General features: G+C 70.0%; 13 protein-coding genes. 2 read left to right on the top strand and 11 right to left on the bottom strand.

All coding sequences use genetic code 11. The annotated features are described in order from the left end of the window. Positions 1-769 precede the first annotated feature (769 nt). Positions 770-1477 (bottom strand): cytidylyl-2-hydroxypropylphosphonate hydrolase, encoded by a 708-nt coding sequence (gene fomD, locus OTB16_RS03205; RefSeq protein WP_267718247.1) that lies wholly within the window; start codon positions 1475-1477, stop codon positions 770-772. A 113-nt stretch (positions 1478-1590) separates the two neighbouring features. Then, positions 1591-2994: a class II fumarate hydratase gene (locus OTB16_RS03200; RefSeq protein WP_267718246.1), complete on the bottom strand. Its 1404-nt coding sequence runs from the start codon at positions 2992-2994 to the stop codon at positions 1591-1593. A gap of 108 nt (positions 2995-3102) precedes the next feature. On the opposite strand from OTB16_RS03200, the gene OTB16_RS03195 reads away from it, so the two are divergent. Next, positions 3103-4650, top strand: a complete 1548-nt coding sequence (locus tag OTB16_RS03195; protein WP_267718245.1) for a ricin-type beta-trefoil lectin domain protein — start codon at positions 3103-3105, stop codon at positions 4648-4650. Between the two features lie 93 nt (positions 4651-4743). Here the strand turns inward: OTB16_RS03195 and OTB16_RS03190 are convergent, their stop codons facing one another. From OTB16_RS03190 to OTB16_RS03155, 9 genes are all read right to left on the bottom strand, one after another. Continuing rightward, complete coding sequence (locus OTB16_RS03190) at positions 4744-5523, bottom strand: glycerophosphodiester phosphodiesterase (RefSeq protein ID WP_267718244.1); 780 nt, start codon at positions 5521-5523, stop codon at positions 4744-4746. 317 nt (positions 5524-5840) lie between these two features. After that, positions 5841-6269, bottom strand: coding sequence for a hypothetical protein (locus tag OTB16_RS03185; protein ID WP_267718243.1), 429 nt, complete (start codon positions 6267-6269; stop codon positions 5841-5843). 101 nt (positions 6270-6370) lie between these two features. Further along, complete coding sequence (locus OTB16_RS03180; RefSeq protein WP_267718242.1) at positions 6371-6811, bottom strand: glycine-rich domain-containing protein; 441 nt, start codon at positions 6809-6811, stop codon at positions 6371-6373. Between the two features lie 61 nt (positions 6812-6872). Beyond that, positions 6873-7109 (bottom strand): DUF7848 domain-containing protein, encoded by a 237-nt coding sequence (locus OTB16_RS39815; protein ID WP_476470154.1) that lies wholly within the window; start codon positions 7107-7109, stop codon positions 6873-6875. Continuing rightward, positions 7106-7294 carry a hypothetical protein gene (locus OTB16_RS03175; RefSeq protein WP_267718241.1) on the bottom strand — a complete coding sequence of 63 codons (189 nt, stop codon included), beginning with the start codon at positions 7292-7294 and terminating at the stop codon, positions 7106-7108. Before OTB16_RS03175 ends, OTB16_RS39815 begins: the two co-directional genes overlap by 4 nt. Before the next feature lie 61 nt (positions 7295-7355). Continuing rightward, on the bottom strand, positions 7356-8186 hold the full coding sequence (locus tag OTB16_RS03170; RefSeq protein WP_267718402.1) for a helix-turn-helix domain-containing protein: 831 nt from the start codon (positions 8184-8186) through the stop codon (positions 7356-7358). Next, positions 8183-8701: a DUF6879 family protein gene (locus tag OTB16_RS03165; protein WP_267718240.1), complete on the bottom strand. Its 519-nt coding sequence runs from the start codon at positions 8699-8701 to the stop codon at positions 8183-8185. The genes OTB16_RS03170 and OTB16_RS03165 overlap by 4 nt, the downstream gene beginning before the upstream one ends. Then, positions 8691-8888, bottom strand: coding sequence for a hypothetical protein (locus tag OTB16_RS03160; protein ID WP_267718239.1), 198 nt, complete (start codon positions 8886-8888; stop codon positions 8691-8693). The genes OTB16_RS03165 and OTB16_RS03160 overlap by 11 nt, the downstream gene beginning before the upstream one ends. 236 nt (positions 8889-9124) lie before the next feature. Then, positions 9125-10801 carry a fumarate hydratase gene (locus tag OTB16_RS03155; protein WP_269286869.1) on the bottom strand — a complete coding sequence of 559 codons (1677 nt, stop codon included), beginning with the start codon at positions 10799-10801 and terminating at the stop codon, positions 9125-9127. 138 nt (positions 10802-10939) lie between these two features. Between OTB16_RS03155 and OTB16_RS03150 the strand changes: the two genes are divergently transcribed. Continuing rightward, positions 10940-11692 (top strand): DUF1707 SHOCT-like domain-containing protein, encoded by a 753-nt coding sequence (locus OTB16_RS03150; protein ID WP_267718237.1) that lies wholly within the window; start codon positions 10940-10942, stop codon positions 11690-11692. Positions 11693-11834 lie beyond the last annotated feature (142 nt).

The following is an 11834-nucleotide window of genomic DNA, read 5'->3' as shown; positions in this document are numbered from 1 at the left end:
GTCCACGCCCTGGCCGCGCGGTACGGGCCCGGCGGAGTCCGCCGCGTGGTGCGCGCCGCCGGCCGGTGCCCCGTCCGCCGCCGCGGGAGTGCCCCCGCGGCCGGGGGCGGGGGCGGCGGCGGCCGTCGGGTGCGAACCCGGCGCTCCCGGGCCGCCGGAGGCGGCCGCCAGGCCGCGCGCGGCCTCGCCGTCGCGGCCGCGGGCCGCGGGGATCCCGGGCCGGGTGGCCTCCACGGCCGGGACCGCCGCCTTGCCGTGGCCGGGCTCGTCGCTGCCGGCGCCGCCCGGGGCGGCGGACGCCGCCGGGGCGCGCCCGGATCCGCCGCGGGCCGGGCCGGAGGCGCCGGAGCCCGGCGCGGGAGCGGCCGACGCGCCGGAGGCGAAGGGCACGGCGGAGCCGCCCGGGACCGGTGTCGCGGTGGCCGCGGCAGGCTGCGGGCCCTCCTGAGAGGTGGGGTACTCCGTCACGCGTGGAATTCCGTCCGTTTGCGCTCGATGTGCGCTGCACTCAACTCGGTCAGTCGCGGTATACCCGCTCAGCGCCCGGGACACCACCGCCCCGGACATCCTCCCCCAGACTTCGTCCGGGGACCCCCGCCGAACTTCGCCCGGTGGACCCCGCCCCTCGTCAGTCAGTCCTGTCGGCCTCCGGTCAAGTCCCGTGTACGACAAGCCACTTGCGGATGTCCGGCCCGACCGGCACCGTCCCGCGCGCGCGACCTCGCGGAGGACGATCCTACGTTTCGAACCTGGGGGCGCATCAAGGGTCTCATGACGACATGTGCGCCGGAGTGCGGTCCCAGTCCTCCGGCAGGGCCGGGACCGTCCAGGCCGGGTCCGGCCGCCAGTCCTGCCAGCCTTCGGAGAAGGGCGGCCCCCAGGAGCCGATCAGCTCCACCGCGGCCCGCCCCGCGTCCCGGACCCGCCGCGCCTGCGCCCGGTCCATCAGCCCGGCCCGCTGCGCCTGCGCGAACTCGTCCTCGTCCAGCCACGTCCAGCTGCGGTCCGGGTGCACGGCGATGTCCAGGAAGTGGTCCTCGGAGTCGACCCCGCCCGCCCAGCGGGTCCGGGGCTCCTCCAGGTTCACGTACCAGTTCTTGAACCGCCAGCCGCGCTCCCAGAACAGCCATACGGAGAACGGGTCCCCGGGCCGCGCCAGCTTCAGCACGCCGGTGCCGAACCAACGGGAGCGCACCGTCGTCCGCGGCGCGGTGTAGCGGGTGGCGAGCGGTTCGGCGTGCACGGGCGTGCCGTCGGCCAGGACCGGCTTGACGCACTCGGTGCCCGGGGCCATCCACACGGCCAGCAGCTCGTCGGTGTCCCGTACGACGGTCACCGGGCGGCAGATGTGCACCCCGCCGCGGAGGCCCGGGGCGTTGTCGCGGTAGCGCCAGAGGATCTGCTCCCCGGGCGCCCAGCGCGCGGCCCGCGCGGCGCCCCGCTCCGCGCCGCCCGCGGGCCGGAAAGTACCTGTCATGCGCAGATCTTAGGGCGGCACCCCGCGCCCCCGCTGCGGTGCAGGTCACGGAGGGGTTCGGCGACGGGATTCGACCGGATCCGGACCCTGCGCGGGGGGGCGGGGACGGTGCGTCAGGGGCGGGTCATCCGCAGCACGTCGAGGGCCTCGTCCAGCTGCTCGAGGGTGAGCGCGCCCCGGTCCACGTAGCCGGACTCCAGGACGACCTCCCGGATCGTCTTGCGTTCGGCGAGTGCCTTCTTTGCGACCTTGGCGGCCTCCTCGTAGCCGATGTAGCGGTTCAGCGGGGTCACCACGGAGGGCGAGGATTCGGCGTACTCCCTGGCCCGTGCGGTGTTGGCGGTGATTCCGTCGACCGTGCGGTCGGCCAGCAGGCGGCTGGCGCTGCCGAGCAGCCGGATCGATTCGAGGAGGTTCCTGGCCATCACGGGGAGCATCACGTTCAGCTCGAAGTTGCCGGCGGCGCCCGCGACGGCGACCGCGGCGTCGTTCCCCATCACCTGGGCGGCGACCATCAGAACAGCCTCGGGGATGACCGGATTGACCTTCCCGGGCATGATCGACGAGCCCGGCTGGAGATCCGGGAGATTGATTTCGGCCAATCCGGTGCGCGGTCCGGAAGCCATCCAGCGCAGATCGTTGGAGATCTTGGTCAGCGAGACGGCGACCGTACGGAGCATGCCCGAGGTCTCCACCAGCGCGTCCCGGGCGCCCTGGGCCTCGAAGTGGTTGCGGGCCTCGGTCAGCGGCAGCCCGGTGGCGGCGGCCACCTCGGCGATCACGGCGGCCGAGAAGCCGGGCGGGGTGTTGATCCCGGTGCCCACGGCGGTGCCGCCCAGCGGCAGTTCGGCCAGCCGGGGGAGGGCCGCGCGCAGCCGTTCGACGCCGTAGCGGATCTGGACCGCGTACCCGCCGAACTCCTGGCCCAGGGTGACCGGGGTGGCGTCCATCAGGTGCGTCCGGCCGGCCTTGACGACGTCGGCGAACTCCTCGGCCTTGCGCTCCATGGAGACGGCGAGGTGCTCCAAAGCCGGGATCAGCGCGCCGGTGACGGCGGCGGTGGCGGCGATGTGGATGGAGGACGGGAAGACGTCGTTTGAGCTCTGGGAGGCGTTGACGTGGTCGTTGGGGTGGACCTCGCGGCCGAGCCGCTCGGCGGCCAGGGTCGCGATCACCTCGTTGGCGTTCATGTTGGACGAGGTTCCCGAGCCCGTCTGGAAGACGTCCACCGGGAACTGGTCGTCCCAGCGGCCGTCAGCGACCTCCTCCGCGGCCGAGCGGATCGCCTCGGCGATGTCCGGGTCCACGACGCCGAGGCGCGCGTTCACCACCGCGGCCGCGGCCTTGATGCGGGCGAGCGCCGCGATGTGGGCGTGTTCCAACCGCTGTCCCGAGACGGGGAAGTTCTCCACCGCACGCTGGGTCTGGGCGCGCCATTTGGCGTGCACGGGCACCTGTACGTCGCCCATGGAGTCGTGCTCGGTCCGGAACGCTTCGGCCTGCTGGTCCTCGGTCATGTCCGTTGTCTCCTCTAAAAGTTGAGCAATTGTCTTGTTCGAAGTGTTCCCAACTCCCCTACCGGCCAGTAAATACCGTGGGTAACACTGACATCCGGGGAGGCGTTCATGGCACGTGCCGTAACGAAGTCCAGGCTCAGATCTACCGTCGTCGCGGTCGCGGCGTTCGCGGCCGCCCTCGGGGGCGTCACCGCCGTCACCCCCATGGCCCAGGCGGCCGTCCCCGCGGCACCCGCGCCGGCACCCGCCGCCGCGGTCACCCCCCTCCCGCCCGAACTGGAGGCGATCCGCGCAGCCGAGGCGGTCCGCATCTACGGCGACGCGGCCGTGCGGCCGCTGAACCAGCGCAAGACCGGCCTGATCTCACTGGGCGACAGCGAGATCTCGGGCGAGGGCGTCGGGAACTACGACCCCGCCACGAACACGCCGAACAACCAGTGCCACCGCTCGCCCGACTCGGCGATCCACCGCACCGGCATCCCGGCCGACCTCACCTTCAACGTCGCCTGCTCCGGCGGGTACACCGGCAACATCAGGATCGGCGGCTCCAAGCAGTACGCCGACGAGCTGGTGCAGAGCGACAGCCTGGCCATCAAAGCACGCAACACGAAGATCAAGATGGTCCTGCTCGTCGCCGGGGCCAACGACGACCTGCAGTTCGGCCCGGTCATGACCGACTGCGTCACCCGCTGGGTGCTCATCCAGGGCGCCTGCGAGCCCAAGTACGCCCCCGGCTGGCAGGCGCGCGTCGACGGCCTCAAGCCCAAGGTGGAGTCCACCGTCGCCGACCTCAAGACGGTCATGCGCGACGCGGGCTACGCCGACACCGACTACAAACTGGTCGTCATGGGCTACCCCAGCCCCATCGGCCCCGACTTCCACGACAACCCCAACTTCCCCGGCAAGCTCCCCGGAGGCTGCGCCGGATACGACTCCGACGCCACCTGGGGCCGCAACTACGCGGTGCCCGTCTTCGAGAAGGGCATGCGCGCCGCCGCCCTCGCCTCCGGTGCGACCTACCTGGACAACTCCCGTCTCTTCCACGGCCACGAGGTCTGCATGGAGGACCCCTGGGCCCGCGGCCTCTACCTCGACCTCGCGGACCACTTCCCGTGGGACGAGAACACCGCCCGCCAGTCCTTCCACCCCAACTACCGCGGCCACGGCGCGTTCGCGTCCTGCCTGACCCAGCTCTACGCCTCCGGCCTGCGCGAGGCCTCCTGCGCCGACCCGGCGAGCACCGGAACCCCGGTCCTGCAGGGGGGCGCCTGGGACGACCTCTACAAGCCCCTGAGGAACGAGGGGACGGCCAACTGCCTCGACGCCTTCGGCGGCTCCAGCGCCAACGGCACCAAGGTCGTGGGCTGGGACTGCCACGGCGGCCGCAACCAGACCTGGTGGTACGACGCGGCCCGCGGGTCCGTCCACCTCGGACTGACCCAGGACCGCTGCCTGGACGCCCCCGGAGCCGCCTACGGCGCCGGCACCGGCCTCGTCCTCTGGGACTGCCACGGCGGCGCCAACCAGCGCTACGTCCGCGACGGCGCCACCATCCGCCCCGCCGCCGCCCAAGGCATGTGCCTGACCGTGGCCGCCGGCCACGACCCGCTGCGCCTGCAGACCTGCAACGGATCGGCGAACCAGCGCTTCGCATAACCCGCCCCGCACCACCCGCCCCGCAACAGCACCCCGCACCACCCGCCCCGCACCACCCGCCCCCACGCCCGGCCGGCGCACCCCGGCCGGGTGTCACAGGTCCCGCAGCAGCTTGCGCACCTCCCGCGGCCGGTTGGTGATCAGGGTGTCCACGCCGAGCCGCACGCACAGCTCCACGTCCTCCGGCTCGTCCACGGTCCACACCCGCACGGCCAGCCCCCGGGCCTTCAGCCGGCCCACCAGAGCCGGGTCGCGGCGTACGAGCTCGATGCCCGGGCCCGCGTGGGTCGCGTACGGCGGGCGCACCGGGCGCAGCCGCCGCTCCATCAGGTACACGGCGGGCAGGCCGGGCGCGAGCCGGTGCAGCCGGTTCAGGGCGGAGCGCGAGAAGCTCATCACCTCGACGCGGCCCGAGCCCCCGTCGGCCAGCCCGTACTCCTTCAGCACCCGTACCAGCTCGGCCTCCAGCAGGCCGCCCGTGCGCGCCGGGTGCTTGGTCTCGACCGCGAGGCCGACCGGCCGGGGCGCGGACAGGGCCACCCGGAGCAGGTCCTCGAACAGCAGCACCCGGGCCCCGGCGTGCCCGTCGCCCTTCCAGGCCCCGAAATCCAGCGCGGAGAGCTCCCCGTACGTCATCGCGGAGACCGCGCCCCGCCCGTCGGAGGTCCGCTCCACGCGCCGGTCGTGCACGCAGACGAGCCGGCGGTCGGCGGTGAGCCGCACATCGCACTCCAGCGCGTCCGCGCCGTCCTCGACGGCCTGCCGGTAGGCGGCGAGGGTGTGCTCGGGGTGCTCGTGGGAGGCCCCGCGGTGGGCGATCACCCGGACGGTGGCGGCGAGGCGGGCGATGCGGGCGGGACGGATCGCGGTCATACGGAAATCCTTGCAAACCGGGGTGAACGGGCAGCGGCGACGCCGTGTCCCCGACGTTAACCCGGTGCGGTCCGCCTCCCGGCGCGGGCACAGTGGTGTCATGCCGAGATTCCCTCCCCCCGCCTCCTTGAAGATGCCCGATGGGATTCGGATCAGGTCGGCTTTAAGCTCACTCTGCGAGTTGCCGGTGTAGCCCTTGGCGAGGCCACTTCTGCGCAGATCATAAAGGCCGCTGTAAGCTAGGTCGGCTGCAAGTGAAATCCCCCGCACCTTTTTGGGTGCGGGGGATTCTCTGCATTTCAGCTCATGGGTCGCGGTTAGGCGTTGTAATGCGTGGGGCGCTCCGCCACCTGGTCCGGGGTGAGCCCTTCGGCAGTCAGGTTTCCCGTCCAGAGATGGTCACGGTTGGCGTACGTCGCATCGAACCCGACACGCTTTCCGCCCGGCTCCAACTTCCAGCCCTGGTCTTGGAATTGTGCGATGCGGTCGCTGCCGCACACGAACGCCCGGGTGGCCTGAGTGAGCACCCATTGAGCTAGCTCGGTCTCGTCGGCCGTCGGCCGTCCGCAGTTGCGGGCCATCTGCCACAGACGCGCCCACTCGACCCCGGGGGTCAGCGGGCCGACGATGGCCACGTCTCCGATTCGCCGCTCGTCCAAGTGGTGCGTGGCGTAACCGAAGACCACGCCGAACATGGCGAATACGGTGACTCTGCTGCTCCCGGTCAGACCCTCGCCAGATGCCATGGACGGTACCTTTGCTCAGGGTAGGACCCGGACACCTGTGACGTGTCCGGGTCCTACTTCGTTCGAGCGGATCACGCCGTGATCCGCGTGTTGGGAGTGAGTCAGCAGCCGTCGCCGTCGCCACAGCAGGCCGGCTGATTGCAGTCGGCTGCGGTGCCCCACAGTCGGGCGTCGACGTCGAACCCGGCGGCCGCGATGCGGTCGGCCACCGACACCATCAGTGGGCGCGTCCGTACCCTGGCGTTCGGGGAGTGGTGGACGAAGTGGCCGAACTGCTCCTGACACCAGGCGGCGTACTCCTGCGTGTGGAGCATGAACGAGTGCCAACCGGGATCCACTCGCTCGCTGGGTGCCATGTCGTACGCCTTCTGACTGCCCAGGACGTACACGGATGCGAGGGCCTGATCCATCACGCGGTCGGCCACGACCCGCTCAAGGCCGTATTCGTCCGCGCAGAACGCGGCCAGCCGCTCGAACAGGTCGGGGCTGACAAGGTCCCGCCCGCGCCGTAAGGCGATGGGGCTTTCGATCATGGTGGTCATCGTGTGACTCCTTCTGTCGTTGGGCGTCCTGTTGCCCGCCCTGGCGGGGCGGGGGTCTGTGTCAGAGCGTCTCGACCCGATGAACAAGGGCGATGTCCTCGAACCCTCGGAGAAAGCGGCCATGGCCGGTGTTCAGGCCCGTGTGAGTCATGCACTGTCGATCCACCTCGGCCACGTCGGGGCCGGGAACGGCGGCCCACCCGCAACCCTCGTAGAGGCAGCTCGCAACCACGGTGGGCGTGCACTCGGGGTCTCTGATGATTCGGTGGTCGGCGTATCGGATGACTGAGTGCGTCATCGGCGCGTCCCGTCCGCATTGACGCAGCGGGTGTGCCAGTAGGCGACTTTCGGCGGGCCGTCCTTCTGGCCGAGCATTCCCCGCCGGGCAAGGTGGTGGAAGGGGATGGGCATGTTGCACGACGGGCACGTCTCGCGCTTCTCCGTGTACGTCGCGTACTCGAAGCCGTCCATCCTGGTTGCCATTGCGCACCCCTCGCCACTTCGGGAATCGACACCCAATCGTGTCGGGGTGCGGGGCCGGGTTCTAGCCGGTTTCCTGTTCGCGCAAAAGCTCGTCTCGGATGCCTTCGAGCGTGGCACGCATGGCATCTCCGGATAGCGCTATCGAGGCGAACCCCTCGAACTTGTGCACATACAGCGAAACGTCTCTAGGGTCCGTCACGACAATTTCCGCGTGAACAGTTTCGACAGTGACCGTCCTGTCGTCTCGGATGACAAACGCATGATTGGCCACATCCTGCTGTCGCCCCGACAAGGGTACGATGCGAATATCAATATTGGGCAGCCGCGAAAGTGAGACAATCCTGTCGATTTGTTCTGCCATCCTGGCGGCTGACACGATGCGCCACCGCAATACGGGCTCAGTCAGGATGAAATGAAGCTGCTTGGTCGAGTCATAGAGAGCCTGTTGGCGTTCTATCCGGACACTGATGGTCCGGGTTAGAACATCCTCGCCGAGGTCATGCCGAGACAGAATCGCTCGAATGTATTCAGGGGTCTGTAGCAGGCCATGGATCAGAGCCGGCTGGAATAGCCGCAGCAATGTCATTTGAGCCTCTAGGGCCCTCGTCTGCTGCTGCGCCTTATGAACTCCCATGCGGCGGATGAGACGCCAGGCTGTGGCCTCTGTTGCTGCCGCTCTGACGGCCTCTAGGTACTCATCCTTGACTTCATCTGAAACGCCGATGGCTGTGAGGATGCGCTCAACGTCCACCACGGACGGAGCAACCTTGGCCGTTTCAATTTTACTCAGCTTGCTGGCAGACATGACGGCACTGCGGGCGACGGCTTTTGCTTCCTTCCCGGATGCCTGCCTAAGCGCCCGCAGTGCGGCCCCTAGCTGTCCCCTGTTCACTCCCCGTACTTCGCCCACCATTCGGAGAATGGCTCGGCGTGCCTCATGGCCGTGTCTCGGTAGGCGCGGAATTCCTCCGCGCGATCACCGGCCAGGACGTGAGTGCCGAGAAATGCCCCATCGGCCGAATAGCTCATCACTGCTGGCGTCAAGCTATCCATCTGCCAGAAATCTGGAACCCCTTCCAGGGGGTTTGGTCGTTCAGTAGTGTCGAGAATGAAGAACTCCTCGCCGCCCGTGGCATTCTTGCGGTAGCCCCAACCCAGCTCGAAGCGTAGATACGGTGTGAGGGGGCGCGAGAGAATGTGCACTCGGTATATGCGCTTGCCATTGCTGATGTGAGAACGGAGTTCCGACACCCACTCTTCGTTGTAGTCGGCTGGCTGAGGGGCACCGGCGAGGAATGCTCGATAGGCCTCCACGTTTCCCGACTTGCTGTAATCGTCCAGCGTCTCTAGGCGGAACGCTTCCCGCTGGAAGGTGTCGAACAGTTCGCCCAGAGTCTTAGAAGCCACGAAGGCCCTTCCGGATGAGATCGAAGATCAGCTGCTCCGGGATCTCGACCACGGTTTCGTGCGCGGGAATGTCGAGCCCGTGATCTGCGGGTGTCTCGCCTTGGACCAGCAGCGTGCCCCTGTCGGTCGCGTAGATGGTCGGGCAGTCCTTGAGGTCACAGGTGCTGACGAGCTTGGTTACCTTCACAGGCCCCTCCTGCCGTGCTGCGTGGTGTCTTCCTCGATGCTTCCGATCAACTGGTCTGAGGCGCAAGGGGTTCGAGTTTCCGGAACGAGAAACCGGCGGCCGTGAGGCCGCTCGGCCCCGCCTCGCTGTCCCGACGGGCAGCCCGTGGGCCCCGCTGCGGGCAGAGAGGGGGCAGGTACGGCAAGAGCCCCCGGCGGTTGGCGCCAGGGGCTCTCTGGGGGTTGGGGAGTGCTGTGCTACGCCAGGCCGGGGCCGCGCACCGGGATATGGGTGAACGTCGGCTCCGGGGCCGGGTTCGTGAAGAAGTCGTTGCCCTTGTCGTCCACGACGATGAAGGCCGGGAAGTCCTCGACCTCGATCCGCCAGACCGCCTCCATGCCGAGCTCCTCGTACTCCAGGACCTCGACCTTCTTGATGCAGTCCTGCGCGAGCCGCGCCGCCGGGCCGCCGATCGAGCCGAGGTAGAAGCCGCCGTGCGTGCCGCACGCGTCGGTCACCTGCTGGGAGCGGTTGCCCTTGGCCAGCATGACCTTGGAGCCGCCCGCCGCCTGGAACTGCTCCACGTACGAGTCCATGCGGCCGGCCGTCGTCGGACCGAAGGAGCCCGACGCGTAGCCCTCGGGGGTCTTCGCGGGGCCCGCGTAGTAGACCGGGTGGTCCTTCAGGTACTGCGGCATCTCCGCGCCCGAGTCCAGCAGCTCCTTGATCTTGGCGTGCGCGATGTCGCGCGCCACGACCAGCGGGCCGGTCAGCGACAGCCGGGTCTTGACCGGGTGCTGCGTCAGGGTCGCCAGGATCTCGTCCATCGGCCGGTTCAGGTCGATGGAGACGACGTCCGCCGCCTCGCTGAGGTGCTCGTCCGTGGTCTCCGGCAGGAAGCGCGCCGGGTCCGTCTCCAGCTGCTCCAGGAAGACGCCCTCGGCGGTGATCTTCGCGGTGGCCTGGCGGTCCGCCGAGCAGGACACGGCGATGGCGACGGGCAGCGAGGCGCCGTGCCGGGGCAGGCGCACCACGCGGACGTCGTGGCAGAAGTACTTGCCGCCGAACTGCGCGCCGATGCCGATCCTCTGGGTCAGCTCGAAGACCTGCTGCTCCAGGGCCTCGTCGCGGAAGCCGTGGCCGAGCGGCGAGCCCTCGCGGGGCAGCTCGTCCAGGTAGTGCGCGGAGGCGTACTTGGCGGTCTTGAGCGCGTGCTCGGCGGAGGTGCCGCCGACCACGATCGCCAGGTGGTAGGGCGGGCAGGCCGCCGTACCGAGCGAGCGGATCTTCTCCTCCAGGAACTTCATCATGGAGGCCTCGTTGAGGACCGCCTTGGTCTCCTGGTAGAGGAAGGACTTGTTCGCGGAGCCGCCGCCCTTGGCCATGAAGAGGAACTTGTACGCGCCGCCGTCGGTCGCGTACAGCTCGATCTGCGCGGGCAGGTTCGAGCCGGTGTTCTTCTCCTCCCACATGGTGAGGGGGGCCATCTGCGAGTAGCGCAGGTTCAGGCGGGTGTACGCGTCGAAGACGCCGCGGGAGAGCGCCGCCTCGTCGCCTCCTGAAGTCAGCACGTTCTGGCCGCGCTTGCCCATCACGATGGCCGTGCCCGTGTCCTGGCACATCGGCAGGACGCCGGCCGCCGCGATGTTCGCGTTCTTCAGCAGGTCCAGGGCGACGAACTTGTCGTTCGCGCTCGCCTCCGGGTCGTCGATGATGCGGCGCAGCTGCGCGAGGTGCGCGGGGCGCAGGAAGTGCTGGATGTCGTGGATCGCCTCTTCGGCGAGCTTGCGCAGCGCCTCCGGCTCCACCTTGAGGAACGTACGTCCGTCCGCCTCGAAGGTGGACACGCCCTCGGCGGTCACCAGCCGGTAGGGGGTGTTGTCCTCGCCCAGGGGCAGCAGGTCGGTGTACGCGAACTCCGGCATTGGGGCCATTCCTCACTCGGCAGACAGCACTGACGACCAATTGGCAGCGCAGTCCACCAGCGTAGGACCTCCCGGTCGGGCGGTGCTTGTGAGGTAGGGCTCACTCGGCAGTATCGCGATCTATCGTGTCTCGCTATGCTGGGCGGCGTGGACCTGGAAAAGCACCCCGCCGCCCCCGAGCCTGCCCCCGCACCCGAGCCCGCCCCGGCCCCGGTGCCCGCCTCCGCGCCGGCGCCCGGTCCGGCTCCGGCTCCGGTGCCGGCCTCCGCGCCCGGCCCGGGCGGGCTGCGCGCCTCCGACGCCGACCGGGACCGGATCGCCCAGATCCTCGGCGACGCCGTGGCCGAGGGCCGGCTGACCCCCGAGGAGCACTCCGAGCGCCTCGACGTGCTCTACGCCGTCAAGACGGTGGGGGAGCTGGACGTGCTCGTACGCGACCTGCCCGCGCCCGGCGGCGCCCACGCCGCGCCCACGAGCCCGCTCGGGTCGTCCGGCGCGTCGGCGGGCCCGGTGGAGACGGTCGTCGCGGTGTGCAGCAGCTCCGCCCGCAAGGGCCGCTGGCGGCCGGGGGCCCACACCCGCGCCGTCTCGGTGATGGGCGACATCAGTATCGACCTCACGGAGGCGGTCTTCGAGCAGCAGGTCACCGAGATCAACGTGACGTGCGTGCTCGGCAACGTCGACGTCGTGGTCCCGGAGAACGTCACCCTGCGCGGCTACGGCAGCGGCGTCCTCGGCAACTTCGAGGTGCGCGGCGAGGCCCGCGGGGAGACGGATCCGCAGGCGCCCGTGGTGATCGTCCGCGGCTTCGCGCTCCTGGGCAACATCGAGGCACGTCCGAAGCCGGGCTCCCGCCTGGTCGACCTGGCCCACAAACTCCGCAAGCGCCGCACGGACTGACCTTGCCACCGCCGGGCGGACTGACCCCGCTGCCGCCGCCGGGCGGTCCGGCCGCCGCGGGGCGTCCCGGCCGGCGCGGGGCGGTCCCGCCGCTGCCCCCCGGCCGAGGGTCCGTCGGGGCGTGGTCCGGTGGCTCCCGGTA

The sequence above is a fragment of the Streptomyces antarcticus genome (assembly GCF_026627255.1).
Lineage (GTDB): Bacteria > Actinomycetota > Actinomycetes > Streptomycetales > Streptomycetaceae > Streptomyces > Streptomyces antarcticus.
Note: the sequence above shows the minus strand (reverse complement) of the source record. Positions and strands in the feature narration are given on the sequence as shown.